We start from the raw sequence: 19154 nt of genomic DNA on the forward strand, positions 1-19154 counted from the left end.
TCGGTGAAAAATGAAAAAAAGGGAATTTAAATCGTAAGAAATTAGAAGATTATTTCTTTTTTTTAAAACCTACATCGTCTGGAAGTGGATTATCTTTTTTGTCTTGTTGTATTGTAGAACTTTCTTTATTGTCCTTATTTTCTTCTTCTTCATCTTTTTTAGGGTTGAAGATTTTTCGAAGTAATTCTCCAAACGTATCAAAATCTACCGTGTAAGTTAAACCTAAACCTTGAGTATAGCCAATTTCTTCTCCAAAGTTTCGAATACTGTTTTCTCTATTAAATACTTTAGCACTTAATGTACCTTCTTCATTTAAAAGAAAATCGATTTGAACATCTCCAGCAATAACCGACTCTGTTGCACCGCCAACTGGCACTCCTACCTTACCATTAATAAGAATACGGTCTGATAATTTGGTTTGAAGTGTTAAACCAAAACGGTCATCGGTCTGGTAATCTGGACGGTTTTGACCAGCTTCATAATTAATACCAATATTAAGTTTATTGTCTCCGTTACTAAAAAAACCATTAATTAAACCATTTAAACGTTCTGTTATGGTACCCGAAAAGTTAACATCGGAAAACCCACGATTAAAGGAACCGGTTGCCAGTAAAAATAAAGCTTGATTTTCTCGCTCTTCTCTAGAATCCAGACGATAGTTTAATTCCGATTTTACGGTAGACTCCACATTTGGAAAATTAAAACTATAATCTATTGTTGGTTTCTCCAGCTGCTCGGACAAATTAAGTTCTAATTCTACAGGAATCGTCCTGTTAATAGGATTATCTAATAGTGGTGATGGATTTACACGGGTTTTATATATTGCTTTAATGTTTATTAAAGCCTCAAATGGTTCACCATTCCAAGCTAAACTACTTACGTATGGTTGTACTGTAAATCTTTTTTGAACTAAGCCCGCATAGAAGAAGTTATAGGTTCCTTCGTAAATAACGAAATCTCCATACATGTTAAACTTTCCGTTAGTATTAATATCAAATAATAAAGAACCAACTCCTCTACCTTTAATAGTACTTCCAGAATTTTTATCTATAACAATCTCAATTTCTGCATCTTGAGTGATATCTAAATCAAATTCCATTTCTAGACCTTGCGAATTCTCTATTTGCAACTCCTTACCACTAAGTTTGGCAATTTTTTCCTCCGGCGTTAAAAAGTGAATAAATGAATTATCTCCGAAAGTTTCGTTATCATTTAGTGGTATTTTAAATACGGTTCCTTCTTTAGTTTGAGCATTAACAGTAATTTTTAGCGCCTCTGTTGGTCCTTTTATAGAGGCATTTCCTCCTATAAATCCAGTTCCATAATAAATGGCATCATCGGTATAACCGGTATTTAAAATCAACAACCTATCTGTCGTTACACCTAAGTCTAAAGCCCATTTGGAAAAATTTGTATGACTAATTTCACCATTTAAAACTCCAGTAGTTTGTTCTTTAGAGTCAGTAATATTAATAGCATTAAAGATAAACGATTGGTCTTTTAAGGTAACCGTAGCATCTTTTTGAAATGCATAATCTACATTTAGATAAGGTACTCCTAAACCTGCATTTTGAAGATTTAAAGTACCATTAAAGCTAGGTTTGTTTGCTAAACCTGAAACTTTTATAACACCATCTGCTTCTCCTCTAATATCCTCTAAAATATCTTTAAGAAATGGATTTAAAGGTTGTAAACTAAACTTGTTGAAAAAGAGATCCAGATTGATGTTTGAAGTATTGTCAGAAATATCCACATCACCTTTTGCTAAGAACGTGTTTTTTATATCGTCCTTAATTTTAACATTAACATTATAACTACTTAAACTATTATTTCCTTTAATTTTAGCTTCAAAATCGCCAAGTAATTGATCACTTATAGTTAAACGGTTTATGGTTAAATCGGCGTTAGGTTTATAAATGTTTTTATCTTGAAACCAATCTAATTTACCATTTATGGTACCTGCAAAAGTAACAGAATCTATCTGCGGTAATAAGTTACCTAATTCAACTTGCTTAAAATTAAGTTTTAAATCTTTGTAGGTAGAATCTTTAACAATTCCGGCAAGATTTATTTCTTGATTCTCATTATTAATTAAAAAATCTCTGATATCAAAATTCTTAAAATCCCTGTCGAAGATAATTTTATTTAAAGCGTTAGAATTTTTATTAATTAACCATTTGGTATCATTATAAAAAATATGACTTCTTTTAAAACCTACAACAGACTGCTTATCTTCTGCTAAAGTATAGTACAAACTTAAATCGAATTGATCTTTATTTTGCTTGCCACCACTAAATTCTGTTCTTACATATAAAGTATCCTTAACTGTAACATTAATCAAATTAAACTTAGAGACATTATAATATTTTGTATTTAAACTGTCTAATTCTATGTATGTATTAAATAAAGGGTTACTATTATCTACTTGGACTTCTACTCGATTTGCAAAATACTCTAAAACTTTAATTTTTGGAGATTTAAATGTAAGCTTAAAAGCTTTAGCGTTATTTTCCACTTTACCTCTTATAAAGGTATTTGGACCAAGTTCTAGTTCAGGTACAAAAACTTCGACAATTTTATTATAGATGGTAAAATTAAAATCTAAATATTGATTTCCTTTAATCTTTAGCGGTTCATAATCGGTATAGATACTTTTTAACGAGTTTTCAAAAAGTTTTGGTAGGTCGGCTATTTTAAATTGACCTTTCATTTCTCCCTCAATAATATCTGGAGAGTTAATAGAAATTAACCGCTCGTTATTGATTTGTTCGCTTTTAATTTGAAAGTCTTTAAAAACGTAAGTATCGTTTTGATTGTTATAAATGGTATTTACAAATGATATAGTACCAACAGCGTCATCTATAGTTGTACCTACCATATCTATTTCGATAAAACCTTTAAAAAGTGAAAAATCATCTTTTTTATAAAAATTTAAGGCTTTTAAGTCGGCATACTTCACATCTGCTTTAAAGTCGAACTTATTTTGCTTTTTAGATAAGTCTGCCAAACCATTAAATTCTAATTGGAGATTTTTATCGTTACTAATTAGATTACCATTAAATTTATTTTGAGCATAAGTACCATTTACAATAATATCCTTATACGTATATTTATTATAAGTAATGGTTTTTACATTACCTTTTAAGTTTGAATTTAGATTGTTTTTGTTAAATCCTCTACCATTAATATCTAAATCTAATGTGGTATTCCCTAAATCTTTTTCTCCCAAAAGAGCTCCCAAATTAAATGAAGTTAAAACTACATTTCCTTTATATGAAGCATTTTCAATAGAATTAACGTTTTGTATAGCTAGGTCGGACTTTACAAAGCCTATATCCGTAGCCATTTGTAGTTTCGCATCAATAGTATTTGCAGTGATGTGCGTAGAACCTATAATTTTAAAATTTCCTAATTCTTTGAATATTTTAGGAATAGATTCTCCTAAAACATTTGGCAATAATGTGGTTAACTTATTATAATTTGAGGACAGCTCTGTAAAATCTCCCTGCATAGAGAAATCATTTTCATCTTTACTAAACAAATTTTTAAAATTAATATTACCATCAATTTTAGTAGATGCATTCGTGTTAAGTTGAAGGTTTGTTACCGTTAAATCATTTAATGTACCCGATAAATTGGCATTAAAATTAGCTACCTTATTTTGCCCAAACTCATTATAAAAAACATTTAGTTCTTCTAAATCTACTTTAGAATTTTTAAATGTGGCATTTACATTTACTTTATTGACAAAGTCTACAAAATCCTTCCTATTGTAATTAAATATTACATTTCCATCTAATTCAGATTTTGCAGTTTTAATGTTTAAATTATTAAAAGCAAGCTCTTCCAGAGTATAAGAGAAATTAGTCGTTAAATTTTCAACATCTAATCCTCTGGAGTCTTTAAAATTAAGAGTATTAATACGAGCACTTACATTTGCTCCATTTATAAGAAAATTAGTGGCATTAATATTAATTTTAGAAAAATCTAAAAAATGAACGGTTTCTAGGTTCTGATTTGAAAATTTAAAATTTGAGTTTGTTAAAGTCACATCACTACTCGACAACAAGAAACTGCTCTTTGTTCTTGGGTTATCTTCATCAAAACGAGCTACAAACACATCCAGATTAGTGTCAGTTTCTCCTTTATAAGTCATAACGTGCAGTAAGAAACTTTCAATGTCTATATCTCCAAAATTTAGCGTTCCTGCGTACAAGTTTTTTATATTGATGATGGAGGTATTAATTTCTTTAGCAGACATTAAAGTATTATTTTTATAATCTTTAATTAAAATCCCCTTAAGCTCTACATCACCATTAAATTGAAGCCCAACTTTATTTACAAAAATTTTAGTTTTATAATCCTTATTTATACGATTAGTAACGTAAGCACCAATTTTTGTTTGTACAGCTGGAACTGATAGTAATAGCACCAATATAATGAAAAGCAAAAGTATAATTGCTACTATCTTACTCAGTATTTTAAGTGCTTTTTTAATGATGCTTAATGTATATTTGCATAAAGTTTACAATATTATTGTAAAGCTTCGTGCGATTTGTTTATTTTGTTTCAAAATTAACAATTATTGTGCCTAAAAAAGACTAATGAGCTCAGAAAATATTTATATTCTAGGAATTGAAAGTTCATGTGATGATACCGGTGCTTCAGTTTTATGCAATGGTAAAGTTTTAAGCAACTGTATTGCTGGTCAGGCTATTCATGAAGCTTATGGCGGTGTCGTTCCAGAACTAGCCTCCAGAGCACATCAACAAAATATAGTTCCTGTAGTACAACAGGCTTTAGAAAAGGCTCAGATTACAAAAGAACAATTAAGCGCAATTGCTTTTACCCAAGGTCCGGGATTAATGGGTTCTTTACTTGTGGGTACATCGTTTGCAAAATCTTTGGCTTTCGGTTTACAAATTCCCCTTATAAGCGTTAACCATATGCAGGCGCATATTTTGGCACATTTTATAGATGAAGAAAGCCAAAGCAAACCAAAGTTTCCTTTTTTAGCCTTAACCATATCTGGTGGACATACACAAATTGTTAGAGTCGATAACTATTTTGATATGACTGTTATTGGAGAAACTATAGATGATGCTGTAGGAGAAGCTTTCGATAAAAGTGGGAAAATTTTAGGTTTAGGTTATCCGGCTGGACCAGAAATAGACAGACGCGCAAAATTAGGAAATCCAAAAGCATTTCAATTTACTAAACCAAAAGTAGAGGGCTTAAATTTTAGCTTTTCTGGGTTAAAAACAGGCATTTTATATTTTGTACAAAAAGAGATCAAAAAAAATCCGGAATTTATTAATGAAAATTTAAATGATATCTGTGCCTCTATCCAATATACCATAATTGGCATATTAATTGATAAATTAAAAAAAGCAAGTAAAGAAACAGATATAAAACATATTGCTATTGGTGGAGGTGTATCGGCCAATAGTGGTATAAGAGAAGCCTTAAAACTTGGCGAACAAAAGTTTGGCTGGACCACTTATGTTCCTAAATTTGAATTTACGACAGACAATGCTGCAATGATTGCAATTGTTGGCTATTTAAAATATTTAAAAGAAGATTTCACGTTTCAAAACGTCATGGCTTCATCTCGTTTAAAATTATAAAAACCATAAAATGAAACACATTATTTTTGCCCTTAGTATTCTTGCTTCAAGTGTAAGTATCGCACAAAATGTAGAAAAAGATTTAAATACTATAGAAACTGCAGATCAAGCAGAAGCGTATATTCAAGATAAACAAAAAAAAACACATAAGTTAATTACTTTTAATGCGGTTAAACATAATACCAGTCTAGCAAAAGAATTAATTTCTACTGGTGTTGGTGCTACTAAAGTTTCTGAAAATGAATTTAGTAAAACCTATTATAAGGTGGTAGAAAAATCCAATGAGCCACACTACAGACTTAGTTATATCTTTTTTGATGGTAACGAAATGCCTTCAAAAGAAATTGATAAATTAAGAAAGCTTATTTTTAAACAGCATGAAACTCAGTTAGAATCATTTTCTAATTTAGCCCGTAAATATTCTATGGCTAAAAACAAGTTTCAAGGTGGAGATACTAATTGGGTAAAATTAGAAGATTTACCAAATGTTTTAGCAAATGTAGACGAACTTTTATCACATAGTTTAGATGAAGTTTATACGGTTAGTAATTTAGACACTAATGAATTTTATATTGTAAAGAAAACATTTCCTGCTCAAGAAATTGAAGAGGTTAAAGTAATTAGAGTTGAAGAGCGAAAATAATGCAGCTCTTTTATTCCAAACATATTAATTTTAACGAACAACAGTTTACTTTTAATAAAGATGAAAGTAAACATATTGTTCGCGTGTTGCGAAAAAAAGAAGGGAAACCTTTATATGTTACCGATGGTAAAGGTGTAATTTACTCGTGTGAAATAGCTCTTGCTAACGATAAAAATTGTGTAGTTAACATTCTAGAAAAGACAGTTCAACCCAAACCTAAATACAATTTACACTTAGCTGTTGCTCCTACTAAAATGAACGATCGCTACGAGTGGTTTTTAGAAAAAGCAACAGAAATTGGCGTATCTGAAATTACTCCAATTATTTGCGACCATAGTGAACGTAAAGTGGTTAAACTGGAACGATTCAATAAAATAATTGAATCCGCTCTAAAACAATCTTTAAGTGCATACTTCCCTATTTTAAATGAACCAAAAACATTTAAAACATTTGTAGAGGAAACTTCTGAAGAATTTAAACTTATTGCACATTGTGAAGACGATAAAAAAAACAGCTTAAAACAAACCATTAAACCAGAAACAGACTATTTAATTTTAATTGGACCTGAAGGCGATTTTAGTTCTAAAGAAATTAAAATGGCTTTGGAAAAGAATTTCACACCTGTAAGTCTTGGAGAAACCAGACTACGGACTGAAACTGCTGCCATAGTAGCCGCTCATAGTGTGGCTTTTGTTAATGAATTATAAGTTTTGCTCTACGCCTCCCAAAATATCTTTATCATTATTTTCAACTAAAACAATTAGTGATAAGGTGTCTTTTACGCTCACAGTATCAGGAATTTTTATAGTAGATTTCTCGGTTTTGAAGTCTTTTTGGATAGGTTTATAAATTTCGTTAACTACAATATTTGTATTTATTAGGTTTTTATTTCGGTTTTCGCCTCTACTTACTTCAGTCTTACGTTCGTTTATGACTAAAACAATTCTCAATTGTTTTTCTGTGACAACTCCAGAAATAGTATAATCAAAGCTATAAGCGTCGTTTAAACGTTCTACATTAGAAATTTTAATGGTATTTGAGTTAGCAATTTTACCATACGTTTTTAGTTTTTCGTTTAGAATAGATGTATCAGAACCTACAAAATGAGAATCGCCATTTACAACAGTTTGTGGGGTATAAATGGTTTCGGAATTAAATTTTTGCGCATATCTACGTTGTTTATCTGCATAAGTTTTTTTGCTGAAGGGATCTTTCCAGCCGATGTAATTCCAATAATCCACATGATAACTTAATACAATCACATTACTTTGTGTTTGTTTCACTTTATTTAAAGCTTTGTCTGCACTAGGGCAACTACTACAACCTTGAGACGTAAAAAGCTCTAAAACCACTACCGACTTCTTATTTTGAGCCGTAATGGTAAGAGAAATAAATAGAATAAAAAGAAATAAGTTTCGTTTTAAAGCAAACATAGTTTTGTATTTTTACAGTATGAGTATTAGTTCGAATTTATTAAAGAAACTTACAGTTTTAGTTCTGTTTATAAGCTATTCCTTTACTGGACTTTCTCAGGATATTGCTGTTTTAAAGTATAATGGTGGTGGCGATTGGTATAGTAATCCTACCTCATTACCCAATCTTGCAAAATTTTGCAATGCAACAATTAATACTCAATTAAACACAAAAACAGCCGTAGTAGAAGCAGGAAGTATTGATGTATTTCAATATCCTTTCATACACATGACGGGACATGGAAATGTTGTATTTAATACCGATGAAGCTACCAATATGAGAAACTACCTTAATTCTGGTGGTTTTTTACATATTGACGATAATTATGGGATGCAACCCTACGTATTAAAAGCATTTAAAACAATATATCCTAATGAAGAATTTGTAGAATTACCTGCTAATCACCCACTATTTTCTTCTGCTTTTAATTTTCCTAAAGGACTTCCAAAAATACATGAGCATGACGGGAAACGTCCTCAAGCCTTAGGTTTATATTTTGAAGGACGCCTTGTGGTTTTATTAACTGTAGAAAGCGACTTGGGAGATGGCTGGGAAGATCCAGAAGTTCATAATGATCCTGAAGATGTGAGGTTAAAAGCTTTGCAAATGGGTGCTAATATTATTACATACGTGTTTAGTAATTAGTAAGCAGTATGCAGTATGCAGTATGCAGTATGCAGTATGCAGTATGCAGTATGCAGTATGCAGTATGCAGTATGCAAAATTATTTCTTTATCTTACAATTCAAGTAAAAAACATACAGTTTTCTTAAAATTTATTGACTAAAAACTAACCACTAACCACTACAAACTATTAACTAACCTCTAAAAAACATGCAGCTTAACCACTACACCACAACATTTACACCTAAGACATTTCCTATTACAGTTGTGTGCGATAATGTGACGAATGCTCCAAATATTGGTAGTTTATTTAGAGTTTGTGATGCTTTTGGAGTGCAGCAATTGGTGTTTTGTGGGGAACATATTCCGTTAGGACGAAAAATGACCAAAACGTCTCGTGCAACCGAAAAAGCGGTTAATTATGAAGTGGTTTCCGATTTAAAAACAAAAATCCTTCAACTTAAAGCCGAAAATTATAAAATAGTTTCTTTGGAAATAACCAATAACAGTCAAGCTTTAGATAGCTTTCAACTTCCTAAAAACGCTCCAATAGCTCTTATAGTGGGAGACGAAAACTTTGGAGTTCATGAAGATATTTTAGCTCTAAGCGACTCAGTTGTACACATCACAATGTTTGGGCAAAACAGCAGTATGAATGTGGTACAAGCCACCAATATTGCGCTTTATGAGTTTACAAAGCAACTTTAAATTGTAATTTTTAATGGTTTAATAAATCTCATTTAAGTTTATTATAGTAGATTTACAAGACTAAACACCAATTTTTTTGAATTCAAAAATTATAGCCAACGGAATATTAAGAGCAGTAGCAGTATTAGCTGGTGTATGTTTGCTTTTATTATTTTTATATGAAATCCAATCGGTTATAGTTTACCTTATTATAGCTGGGATTATTTCACTTGTGGGCAGACCAATAATAGCTTTTTTAAAAAACAAACTTCGTTTTAACGACACTATAGCAGTAGTTATTACAATGATACTTATAGTGGGTGTTTTCCTAGGGATTTTAAGTCTTTTTATTCCTTTAATTATAGAACAAAGTAGAAATTTAGCGTTATTGGATATTAATTTACTACAACAAAACTTAGAAAATATCTATAAAGACAGTATTAACCATTTTGGTTTTAATCATACCGATGTCGAAGCTTCTTTTAAAGATTCCCAATTTATGTCCAGAATAAATTTTGGTTTCGTTCCAGAATTTTTAAATGCGCTATTAAATGGCTTTGGAGAGTTTAGTATAGGTTTATTTTCTGTTTTATTTATTTCTTTTTTCTTTTTAAAAGACAGTAAATTATTTAGTAATGGTATTTTAACCATATTACCAAAACGAGAAGAAGCGCGTATTAAAAGAGCTTTCAAGAGCATAAGAGACCTGCTTTCAAGATATTTTATTGGATTAATACTTCAGTTATTAATTTTATTTACCATCTACTCTATTGTTTTATTCATTTTTGGAGTTAAAAACGCTTTAATAATAGCAACGCTTTGTGCTGTTTTAAATGTGATCCCTTATGTTGGTCCTTTAATTAGTGCTATTTTACTTTTATTACTTACCATGTCTAGTAATTTAGGTGAAAGCTTTAGTGATATTATCTTACCTAAAACCATATATGTTATGATTGGTTTTATCATCGCTCAACTGGTAGATAATTTCTTTAGTCAGCCCATCATTTTTTCTAAAAGCGTTAAATCACATCCTTTAGAAATTTTCTTAATTATAATTATTGCTGGTCTTTTATTTGGTATTGCTGGTTTAATTGTGGCTATACCATTCTATACTGCTTTAAAGGTAATTGCTAAAGAGTTTTTAAGTGAATATCGCGTGGTTCAAAAATTGACCAGAAGTTTAGATGATTAGTTTCAATAAAGACATTTTATCTTTTAAAATTCAAGAGTTTATAAAAAATAATTTAAGCTCTAATATTTCCGATTTAATTCTGAAAGGAATTCCGTTTCAAGAAACTCTTACTACCGAAATAATAAACCAGATTGAAGCCAAAAACCGTTCTGAAAAGAAGCTTCCAACGTGGTTTAAAACGAAAAATATTTACTATCCAAACAAATTAAATATAGAACAAACGTCTTCAGAAGCTACTGCTCAATTTAAATCTAATCTAATTTCCGGAGATCGATTAATTGATTTAACAGGCGGATTTGGTGTAGACGATTTCTATTTTTCAAAAACATTTCAAAATGTTATACATTGCGAAATTAATAAGGAGCTTTCAGAAATTGTTCAGCATAATTACAAACAATTAGAGGTAAAAAATATTACCTGTTATAATTATAACGGATTAGACGTTTTAAAGGACTTAAATCAAACTTTCGACTGGATTTATGTCGATCCGTCAAGACGCCATGACAGTAAAGGAAAAGTGTTTTTATTGAATGACTGTGAGCCGAATATAGTCGAAAATTCTGAAGTACTCTTTAATTATTCAAACCACATCCTTATAAAAACATCGCCACTATTAGATATTTCTTCAGGTTTAAATGAATTAACTCATGTTAAACACATTTATAGTGTTGCTGTAAAGAACGAAGTTAAAGAGCTTTTATGGGTTCTTGAAAAAGATTATCAGAATGCTGTAACTGTTGAATGTGTAAATATTAAAAAAACGTCATTTAAAACATTTACTTTCAATTTAGAGGACGAAACTTTAACTGAAGCAGAATATAGTTTACCAAAAAATTATTTATACGAGCCTAACTCGGCTATTTTAAAGGCTGGAGCTTTTAATCAAGTAGCTGTAAAGTATAACCTTTCTAAACTCCATAAACACTCTCATTTATATACCAGTGAAAATCTAATGGATTTTCCTGGACGAGTATTTAAAATTGTTTCGGTATTGCCTTATAACAGAAAATCTTTTAAAAAATATTATACAAAAAGCAGTGCCAATGTGACCACACGGAATTTTCCAGAATCTGTAGCCAGTATTAGAAAGAAATTACAATTAAAAGATGGTGGGACAGACTATTTATTTTTTTCAACCAATATGAAAAACGAAAAAATAGTAATTCATTGTAAAAAAATGGAAAATCTCTAAAACACTTTAAATACATAGCCTAACAGCCAATACAAAATAATAAAAACGAAAATAGTTCCGAAGCAGCCACATTTTCCGCCTCCAATTTTTTTTGCGCCATAGCCGGCTATTAGTGCTCTAATTAAATTTTTCATAGGTTACATTGATTAGTATACAAGTTTACTAAAATATCTTTCCTATTTTAAATATTTAACGAGACATTAACCACACTAACAAATACATGTGTGTAAATTAGAAAAAAATTATAATTATGACAGAATGGTTTAAGTTTAGCGAAGTTGGTTTAAAAGCTATAGTTCTTACCGCTATTGGTATTTATATTGCTACTATTGTTTGCACTAGAATTGCAGGAAAACGTAGTTTTAGCAAAATGTCTAGCTTCGATTTTGCCATGACGGTTGCTATTGGTTCCATAATTGCCACAACTATAGTTTCTAAATCTGTGAGTTTGCAAGATGGAATTGCCAGTATTGTAATTACATACGCGTTACAGCTTGGTATGGCTTACTTAAGACGTTTTAAAATGGTAGAAAATTTGGTAGATAATCAGCCATTATTATTAATGGATAAAACAGAAATTCTTCATGAAAACTTAAAAAAAGTAAGAGTCACCGAAGACGATTTACGCTCGAAATTAAGAGAAGCTAATGTCATTAAACTATCTCAAGTTCGCGCTGTTGTTATGGAAGCTACCGGAGATATTGCTGTGTTGCATTGCGATGACGATGCTATAGAACTAGAGGATTTTCTTCTAAAAAATGTTAGAAGATGAAACGTACACTAATGTTTGTTTGTTTACTTTTCTACAGTTTTTCATTTTCACAAAATGCTTACGAAAAAGCTGAAGGTTACTATAATTTATCGGAATTTGAGGTCGCTTCAGGTTTATATTTATTGAAAGACAAGACGTTTTTCTTTTTTTCAACCTTTGGCAATGTGGATTTAAAACTATATGGCACCTACTCTATTTCAGACAATAACAAATTGAGTTTCAAGATTGCAGATGAGCTAAAAAAGGAATTTTACGTGTATGGTTACACCTCTGAAAAGCTTTCAGAAACTATTCATCTAGAATATGAAAAACCTTATGAACAAAAAACAGAACAATTATACGCCATTATAAAAGACCAACGGTATGATTTTCCAGAATTTGATACCGATAAAACCTTGGTTTCTTTAGATATATCTTCCTCATCAAACACACTACTAAGTTTAGGTTATAAGTACTTAGATAAGGATTATATAAGCACAACTGTAAATTTAAATGGTGCAAATTCAGTAGTTATTTACCATAATTACTATTATGATATGACTATGGAAGTGTCTAAAATGGCTTTTGTTTTAGAAAACGGATTACTGAAACAAGACGCTAACAATTTAAAAACGTATCAGAAAAAATTTTTAAAAGAAAATGTCATTACACAGGTGACTGAATTTATAACTACTTTAAAAAACAGGACTACCGTAATGCGTAATGGTATTATTTATACCAAGTTATAATTAAACTTCAAAAATTAAATTATCTGTAAACGCAATTTGTTTACAGTTTTTTGGCGCATTTGCCACATTTAAACCTGTAAACAAACTAAATGCAGGTAAAATAAGTTGCTGCTCTGTAATTTGATAACATGGCAATTTAAAACGCTGTTTTGCTTTACCTTTTATAAGTACCCCAGGATGTGTGTGTCCAGACACTGTAAACTGTTTGGTGTTTTTAGCCACAGCATCGTGAATAAAACTTAAGTTATCAGTATCTTTTTTTGGCTGAAAAACGCCTAAGTGCATTCTTGTATATAATTCGGTTTGAAGTTTATCGTGATTCCCTAAAATTAATTCTACTTTTAAATTTTCAAATGAAGCAAGCCAGTCTTCAAAATAGTCGATATCCGAATTATGTTCTGCATGAAACAAATCGCCCACAATGATAAGTTTTTCAGCATTAAAATGAAGAATTAGCTGGTTTAAACGCTTTAAATCATCTTCCAGAACCGCTTTAGAAATTGGGATGCCATGCTTTCTAAAGGTTGCTGCTTTGCCTACATGCAAATCGCTTAGCACCAAAGCTTTTTCCTTGTCCCAGTATAGCGCACGCTGGTTGGTTAAAATAAAAGTTTCAGTCTGGCAAACGCATTTAAATTCGGCAATTGTAATCATTCTTCAAATTTAAACATCTGTTTTTTGATACGCTCAATACGTTTGCTTAAATCTTCATTACTCATAGAATTTCTTAAACTATCTACTTTTAAAGGAAAACTTAAAGGCGTAAATCCTTTAGTTTGTTTTACCACAATTTTACTTTTTGAAATTCGCTCAAATGCGGCTCTTAATCGTACTTCTTCTAGTTGCTGATTAAATACTTCGGTATACGCCTGTTTAAGTAATAAATTATTAGGTTCGTACTCCTCCAAAACTCTAAATATTAATCCGCTAGACGACTGTAAACTTTTATTATTTTTACGGGTTCCAGGCTGACTTTGCACGACCAAACCTGCAACCACCGCAATATCACGAAACTTACGAGATGCCATTTCAGATGCATTAATACTTGCTGTAACATCTTCCATAAGATTTTCAATACTTAAAATGCTATGAATAATATCTTCATTTAAAGGCATTTCCTGATCGCTTAGTAACTCAAAACCATAATCGTTCATGGCAATGGTAAATGTGAGTGGCTTAATTTTAGAGATGCGGTACGCCATTAAAGACGCCATAATTTCGTTAACCAAACGACCTTCAAACGGATACATAAACAAATGAAAGCCATCTTTGGTTTGCATAAGTTCTACTAAAAATTCATCAGATTTAGGAATATGAGAGGTTTTAGCCTGCCGAATTAACATAGGATGCAAAAACTTCAATTCCGGTTCACGATTATTTGCCTGTAAGGCATCATTCAACTTTAATCTTAAAAAATGGGTTAAATAAGAGGTTAAAGGCAATCGTCCGCCATTCCAACTTGGTGTAATTGCTTTTTTAGCTTTACTGCTTTTAACTAGAACCTGCATATCTTTTACCGTAGACAGTTCTAATACTCTGCCCGATAAAATAAAACTTTGTCCGGGTTTTAATTTTGAAATAAAATATTCCTCCACCATACCGATATAGCCGCCAGATTTAAATTTTACCATAAGCATTGCTTCACTAAAAATTACACCAATATTCATACGGTGCAACATACTTATGCGTCTGCTTTTTACTTTATATAATCCATCTTTTTCATCTAAAACTACTTTATGAAATTCTTCATAAGCATTTAATGTTGTGCCGCCTTGTGTGATAAAATGAATAGCCCAATTAAATTCTTCTAAAGTCAAATAAGAAAATACAAAAGTCTCTTTTAATAGCTTATAAATCTTGTCTCGATCAAAACCTTCGCCAACCGCTAATGTGACCAGAAACTGCACCATAACATCATAAGTTAACACCATTGGCGGCTTCGCTTCTATTTCATTTTGTTTGACCGCTTCTTTTACTGCGGAAACTTCTATTAATTCGAGTAAATGCGTAGGAACTGCATAAATTTTTGAAATTTCAAAAGGCGAATGACCACTACGACCAGCTCGTTGTAAAAAACGTGCAATTCCTTTTGCAGAGCCAATTTGAATAACACTATCCACAGGTTTAAAATCGACACCTAAATCTAAACTAGAGGTACAAATAACCGCTTTTAGCTGTCCGTTAGAAATAGCCTCTTCAATCCAATTACGCTGGTCGCGAGCAATAGATCCGTGATGGATAGCAATTTGCCCAATTAAATCTGGTTCTTCTTCTAAAATAATCTGGTACCACAATTCACTTTGGTTTCTGGTATTGGTAAAAATAAGTGTGGTATTATTTTCATAAATTACAGGAACTATTTTAGAACTTAAAGAACGTCCTAAATGGCCTGCCCAAGGTAAAGTTTCGACATCATCAGGTAAAATAGAAACTATTTTAATTTTCTTTTTTTCCTTAGCTTTAATCTGAATAGTTTTTAAATCTTTATATGGAATTAAAACCTCTTGCGCTTCCTGTAAATTGCCTATCGTAGCTGAAATCCCCCAAATTTGAAGCTGTTTAGTTAAGTTTTTAATTCTTGCTATTGCTAGTTCTGTTAGCACGCCTCGCTTAGAACCTAAAAGTTCGTGCCACTCGTCTACCGCCACACATTTAACGTTTTTAAACCATCGTGAGTTTTTCTTTTGGGAAAATAATAAATGTAAGGTCTCTGGAGTGGTTAGTAACACATCTGGCATTAATCGTTCCTGACGTCTACGGTCTTTGGTTGGTGTATCTCCATTTCGTACTTCAATTTGCCAATCCAAACCAATCTCATCAACTGCTTCATTCATGGCTTTAGCTAAGTCTTTAGCAAGCGAGCGTAATGGGCTAATCCATATTAATTTTAAACCTTTTTTGTATTGTTCTGGTTGATTTAAATAATCGATTACCACAGCTATAAACACCGAAAATGTTTTACCAAAACCTGTTGGCGCAACTACCAATCCGGAATACCCTGAATGATATTTCTGCCAGGTTTTATATTGAAAACTAAAAGGTTCCTGATTTTTGGAATGCATCCAGTTTTCTATAATCTGGTAACCTTCGGTGGTTTTGAATGTACTCATATATTTGCTATTAGCCTTTAGCTGTTTGCTCTTGGCTTTTTTTAATTTAAAGTTGTGGATTATTTGTAACGTCAACCTGAATTTGTTTCAGGTTCATATTTAGTGCTTTTTTAAGCTCACTTCTTTATTCTCTTAATGTGATGCTGAAATGAATTCAGCATGACGATATTGACTATGTTTTTGTTTCTTTTATAAATTTATTTTCTATGTATAGCGTTAACTTGAACTGGTTTCAACATAACAAAACAGTTTACATTAAAAAATAACTTCCAATTAAAGCCTTAACACTTTCAATCGTATCTATTTCGCTTGCGGGCTTGTCTTTACGCCAACGTTTGATACGCGGAAAACGTAGGGCAACACCACTTTTATGTCGATTACTTAATGCGATGCCTTCAAAAGCTATTTCAAAAACCAGTTCTGGTTTAACCGTACGGACTGGACCAAACTTTTCAATAGCATTTTTATTTACCCATCGAGAAATTTCTGTAATCTCCTCATTGGTTAATCCGGAATAGGCTTTAGCAACCGTGACAAGCTGGTCGTCTTTTTTAACAGCAAACGTATAGTCTGTGTATTTACTACTTCTACGACCACTTCCTTTCTGGGCATAAATCATCACCGCGTCTATAGTTAGTGGGTCTACTTTCCATTTCCACCAATCGCCTTTTTTCCGTCCCACATGATAAGGCGACGCTTTTTGCTTTAACATTAAGCCTTCACTATTAAATTGACGGGCTTCATTTCTAATAGCATCTAACTCTTTCCAATGTTTAAACGAAATACGTTGGGATAATTTAAAATAATCGGAATTAATGGCTTCAGTTTTAAAAAGGTCTTCTAAAGTCTGTCGTCGTTCCCTCAAAGCGGTTTCTCGAATATCCTTTCCGTTAAATTCCAAAATATCATATACATAAAACCCTACAGGAACTTCTTCCATAAGTTGTTTGGTCACATTTTTACGGTTTAAACGCTTTTGCAAATCATTAAACAACAACACTGCCTGATCTTTAATCGCTAATATTTCACCATCTAAAACAAAATCATCTTTAAACTGCGAAACTATCTCTACCAATTCTGGAAACTGCTCTGTAACCAACTCTTCTCCTCTTGACCAAATAAAAACTTCCTTATTTCGTTTAACTATTTGTCCGCGAATACCATCCCATTTATATTCAACCTGCCAATCTTCAAGAGGACCTAAATCTTCTAAATTTTTCTCAAGGCTATAAGCTAGACAAAAGGGATAAGGTTTTGAGTTATCATAATTAATATGTTCACCAGATAATAAATCGTCAAAAGTAATCGAATCTGGTGTCCAATTTCCTATAATACTATGCATGAGCTGGTTGGAATCTATACCCGAAAATTTAGCTAAAGCATTAACTAAGGTTTTTTTTGAAACTCCTATACGAAAGCTACCACCAATAAGTTTATTAAAAATAAAGCGTTCCTGTGCTTCTAAGCTATTCCAGGTTTTTAAAATATAGTTTTTTTTGTCTTCATCAGATGTGCTTTTAAGCTCGTGCAATTCCTCCATAAATTCATGAAGTGCTTTATCTTGTTGGTATTCTGGTTCTGGAAGTAGCAAGGAGATGGTTTCTCCCAAATCGCCAACTGTACTATAACTTTCAAGGAACAACCACTCTGGAAGTTGTGCAATTTCCATACACCAATCTTTCAACAAAGTGGTTTTAACAGGACGTTTTGGGCGTTTTCCTGTAAACAAAGCGATGAGCCAAAGTTTGTCTTTATTATGAGCTGTGCTGAAGTAATTTACTAAAGCCTCAATTTTTGCATTGGTTTTATTAGTAATCTCTACAGCACTTATTAGTTCTGAAAACTGTTTCATTTGGCTGAAGTTTTTAAAGGTTCTTTTTCTAATGCATCTTCGGTATCTTCTTCGTTTCCATATTCGGTTTTCACTTCTGCGGAAGAAATGCCTATTTCATTTAAATATTTTGAAAACGTAGCTTGAGAACCATGAGTCACATAAACTTTTTCGGCTTCGGTAGCTTTCACAGCATCTAACAATCCATTCCAATCGGCATGGTCACTAACGGCAAAACCAGCATCAACCCCTTTCCAGCGTCTGTTACCTCGAATTTGCATCCAACCAGAGCAAATTGCAGTTGCCGCATTTGGTATGCGTTTTAATAGACGAGAACCTAATAAACCTGGAGGCATGATAACTATTTTATTTTGAAGAGTTTCTTTTTTAAAATCGGCTTCCAATTTAATGGTCTTTGGCAAACTAATTCCTGAATTGCTAATGGCTTCATTTAAATTATGAATAGCTGTATGTACGAAAATATCGTCCATACCTTGTATTAAAGACATGATACGCTGTGCTTTACCTAAAGAATAGCCTAAAAATACACTGGTACGATTATTAGCTTGATTATTTATGACCCAGTTTTGAAGTTCTTGTTGTAAATCTTCTTCTTTTTTCCAATTATAAATGGGCAAACCAAACGTACTTTCGGTAATAAACTCATGGCATTTTACTGGCTCAAAAGCAGTGGTTATAAAATCGGGTTGCGTTTTATAATCACCCGAAAAAACAACTACTTTACCTTTATACTCCAATCTAATTTGAGCAGAACCAATTATATGTCCAGCAGGAAAAAAAGACACTTTTACTCCATTAATCATTTTTGGGCTATTATAATCCATAGTTTCCAAGCTTATGTCTTTACCTAAACGATGTAATAAAATATATTTAGAGTCGGTATGACACAAATAATGTTTGTTACCCCAGCGGGAATGGTCGGCATGACCGTGAGAAATAATAGCGTAATCAACCGGATACCAAGGATCCAGATAAAATTTTCCTGGAATGCAGTAAATACCTTTTTTGGTAAATTTTATAAGTTTCAAGCTTTTTTTACTACAAAATACAACTGAAACTTTAGTCCAGAATAAGGCTTAACTAATCTTTAACCTGAAAACAAAAAAGACCTACTGTTACCAGTAAGTCTTTAAGTGAGCACGACAGGATTCGAACATTTTTACACTATCCTAGTATCTGCAATGTTTTATATAGTTTAGAATTATAAGGTGCACCTAAAAGTGAGTTTTTTAAATTATTATAAAGCACGAGCTAA

At 31.8% G+C, this 19154-nt stretch carries 16 protein-coding genes; 9 read left to right on the plus strand and 7 right to left on the minus strand.

All coding sequences use genetic code 11. From position 1 onward, the window contains the following. Positions 1-49 precede the first annotated feature (49 nt). A complete protein-coding gene (locus tag C7H52_RS08295; protein WP_245918586.1) occupies positions 50-4450 on the minus strand; it encodes a translocation/assembly module TamB domain-containing protein in 4401 nt (1466 codons plus the stop codon). Positions 4451-4604: 154 nt separating this feature from the next. Here C7H52_RS08295 and tsaD point away from each other — a divergent pair, with 154 nt between their 5' ends. The 3 genes from tsaD to C7H52_RS08310 are packed head-to-tail and all read left to right on the plus strand — an operon-like array spanning position 4605 to position 6977. Next, positions 4605-5627, plus strand: a complete 1023-nt coding sequence (gene tsaD, locus C7H52_RS08300; protein WP_106463435.1) for a tRNA (adenosine(37)-N6)-threonylcarbamoyltransferase complex transferase subunit TsaD — start codon at positions 4605-4607, stop codon at positions 5625-5627. 10 nt (positions 5628-5637) lie between these two features. Then, positions 5638-6270: a peptidylprolyl isomerase gene (locus C7H52_RS08305; protein ID WP_106463436.1), complete on the plus strand. Its 633-nt coding sequence runs from the start codon at positions 5638-5640 to the stop codon at positions 6268-6270. Next, on the plus strand, positions 6270-6977 hold the full coding sequence (locus tag C7H52_RS08310) for a 16S rRNA (uracil(1498)-N(3))-methyltransferase (protein WP_106463437.1): 708 nt from the start codon (positions 6270-6272) through the stop codon (positions 6975-6977). Before C7H52_RS08305 ends, C7H52_RS08310 begins: the two co-directional genes overlap by 1 nt. On the opposite strand, the gene C7H52_RS08315 is transcribed toward C7H52_RS08310, so the two are convergent. Then, positions 6972-7703 (minus strand): DUF1223 domain-containing protein, encoded by a 732-nt coding sequence (locus C7H52_RS08315; RefSeq protein ID WP_106463438.1) that lies wholly within the window; start codon positions 7701-7703, stop codon positions 6972-6974. The two genes, C7H52_RS08310 and C7H52_RS08315, sit on opposite strands and share 6 nt — an antisense overlap. Before the next feature lie 19 nt (positions 7704-7722). On the opposite strand from C7H52_RS08315, the gene C7H52_RS08320 reads away from it, so the two are divergent. The 4 genes from C7H52_RS08320 (at position 7723) to C7H52_RS08335 (ending at position 11437) form a co-directional block, all read left to right on the plus strand. After that, entirely contained in the window at positions 7723-8388 is a 666-nt protein-coding gene (locus C7H52_RS08320; protein ID WP_106463919.1) for a DUF4159 domain-containing protein, read from the plus strand. A 188-nt stretch (positions 8389-8576) separates the two neighbouring features. Further along, positions 8577-9074: a TrmH family RNA methyltransferase gene (locus C7H52_RS08325; RefSeq protein ID WP_106463439.1), complete on the plus strand. Its 498-nt coding sequence runs from the start codon at positions 8577-8579 to the stop codon at positions 9072-9074. Positions 9075-9150: 76 nt separating this feature from the next. Further along, positions 9151-10245: an AI-2E family transporter gene (locus C7H52_RS08330; RefSeq protein WP_106463440.1), complete on the plus strand. Its 1095-nt coding sequence runs from the start codon at positions 9151-9153 to the stop codon at positions 10243-10245. Further along, entirely contained in the window at positions 10238-11437 is a 1200-nt protein-coding gene (locus C7H52_RS08335; RefSeq protein WP_106463441.1) for a THUMP-like domain-containing protein, read from the plus strand. The genes C7H52_RS08330 and C7H52_RS08335 overlap by 8 nt, the downstream gene beginning before the upstream one ends. Here the strand turns inward: C7H52_RS08335 and C7H52_RS13450 are convergent. Continuing rightward, a complete protein-coding gene (locus C7H52_RS13450) occupies positions 11434-11571 on the minus strand; it encodes a hypothetical protein (protein WP_181256224.1) in 138 nt (45 codons plus the stop codon). The genes C7H52_RS08335 and C7H52_RS13450 overlap by 4 nt on opposite strands. 116 nt (positions 11572-11687) lie before the next feature. Here C7H52_RS13450 and C7H52_RS08340 point away from each other — a divergent pair, with 116 nt between their 5' ends. Together C7H52_RS08340 and C7H52_RS08345 are read left to right on the plus strand one after the other, a co-directional pair. Beyond that, complete coding sequence (locus tag C7H52_RS08340; protein WP_106463442.1) at positions 11688-12209, plus strand: DUF421 domain-containing protein; 522 nt, start codon at positions 11688-11690, stop codon at positions 12207-12209. Beyond that, positions 12206-12937, plus strand: a complete 732-nt coding sequence (locus C7H52_RS08345) for a hypothetical protein (RefSeq protein ID WP_106463443.1) — start codon at positions 12206-12208, stop codon at positions 12935-12937. Before C7H52_RS08340 ends, C7H52_RS08345 begins: the two co-directional genes overlap by 4 nt. Here the strand turns inward: C7H52_RS08345 and pdeM are convergent, their stop codons facing one another. The 4 genes from pdeM to C7H52_RS08365 form a co-directional block, all read right to left on the minus strand. Then, positions 12938-13591, minus strand: coding sequence for a ligase-associated DNA damage response endonuclease PdeM (gene pdeM, locus C7H52_RS08350; protein ID WP_106463444.1), 654 nt, complete (start codon positions 13589-13591; stop codon positions 12938-12940). Beyond that, positions 13588-16047, minus strand: a complete 2460-nt coding sequence (locus C7H52_RS08355) for a ligase-associated DNA damage response DEXH box helicase (RefSeq protein WP_106463445.1) — start codon at positions 16045-16047, stop codon at positions 13588-13590. The genes pdeM and C7H52_RS08355 overlap by 4 nt, the downstream gene beginning before the upstream one ends. A gap of 250 nt (positions 16048-16297) precedes the next feature. Further along, complete coding sequence (locus C7H52_RS08360; RefSeq protein ID WP_106463446.1) at positions 16298-17899, minus strand: ATP-dependent DNA ligase; 1602 nt, start codon at positions 17897-17899, stop codon at positions 16298-16300. Beyond that, positions 17896-18927 (minus strand): ligase-associated DNA damage response exonuclease, encoded by a 1032-nt coding sequence (locus tag C7H52_RS08365; RefSeq protein WP_106463447.1) that lies wholly within the window; start codon positions 18925-18927, stop codon positions 17896-17898. Before C7H52_RS08365 ends, C7H52_RS08360 begins: the two co-directional genes overlap by 4 nt. Positions 18928-19154 lie beyond the last annotated feature (227 nt).

Source organism: Aurantibacter aestuarii (assembly GCF_003008425.1).
Taxonomy (GTDB): Bacteria; Bacteroidota; Bacteroidia; order Flavobacteriales; family Flavobacteriaceae; genus Aurantibacter; species Aurantibacter aestuarii.

Coding starts and splice junctions, on each gene's coding strand:
- C7H52_RS08345 (WP_106463443.1), top strand. CDS start 12,206: ATGAAACGTACACTAATGTTTGTTTGTTTACTTTTCTACAGTTTTTCA.
- C7H52_RS08310 (WP_106463437.1), top strand. CDS start 6,270: ATGCAGCTCTTTTATTCCAAACATATTAATTTTAACGAACAACAGTTT.
- pdeM (WP_106463444.1), bottom strand. CDS start 13,591: ATGATTACAATTGCCGAATTTAAATGCGTTTGCCAGACTGAAACTTTT.
- C7H52_RS08355 (WP_106463445.1), bottom strand. CDS start 16,047: ATGAGTACATTCAAAACCACCGAAGGTTACCAGATTATAGAAAACTGG.
- C7H52_RS08305 (WP_106463436.1), top strand. CDS start 5,638: ATGAAACACATTATTTTTGCCCTTAGTATTCTTGCTTCAAGTGTAAGT.
- C7H52_RS08315 (WP_106463438.1), bottom strand. CDS start 7,703: ATGTTTGCTTTAAAACGAAACTTATTTCTTTTTATTCTATTTATTTCT.
- C7H52_RS08360 (WP_106463446.1), bottom strand. CDS start 17,899: ATGAAACAGTTTTCAGAACTAATAAGTGCTGTAGAGATTACTAATAAA.
- C7H52_RS08320 (WP_106463919.1), top strand. CDS start 7,723: ATGAGTATTAGTTCGAATTTATTAAAGAAACTTACAGTTTTAGTTCTG.
- C7H52_RS13450 (WP_181256224.1), bottom strand. CDS start 11,571: ATGAAAAATTTAATTAGAGCACTAATAGCCGGCTATGGCGCAAAAAAA.
- C7H52_RS08340 (WP_106463442.1), top strand. CDS start 11,688: ATGACAGAATGGTTTAAGTTTAGCGAAGTTGGTTTAAAAGCTATAGTT.
- tsaD (WP_106463435.1), top strand. CDS start 4,605: ATGAGCTCAGAAAATATTTATATTCTAGGAATTGAAAGTTCATGTGAT.
- C7H52_RS08335 (WP_106463441.1), top strand. CDS start 10,238: ATGATTAGTTTCAATAAAGACATTTTATCTTTTAAAATTCAAGAGTTT.
- C7H52_RS08325 (WP_106463439.1), top strand. CDS start 8,577: ATGCAGCTTAACCACTACACCACAACATTTACACCTAAGACATTTCCT.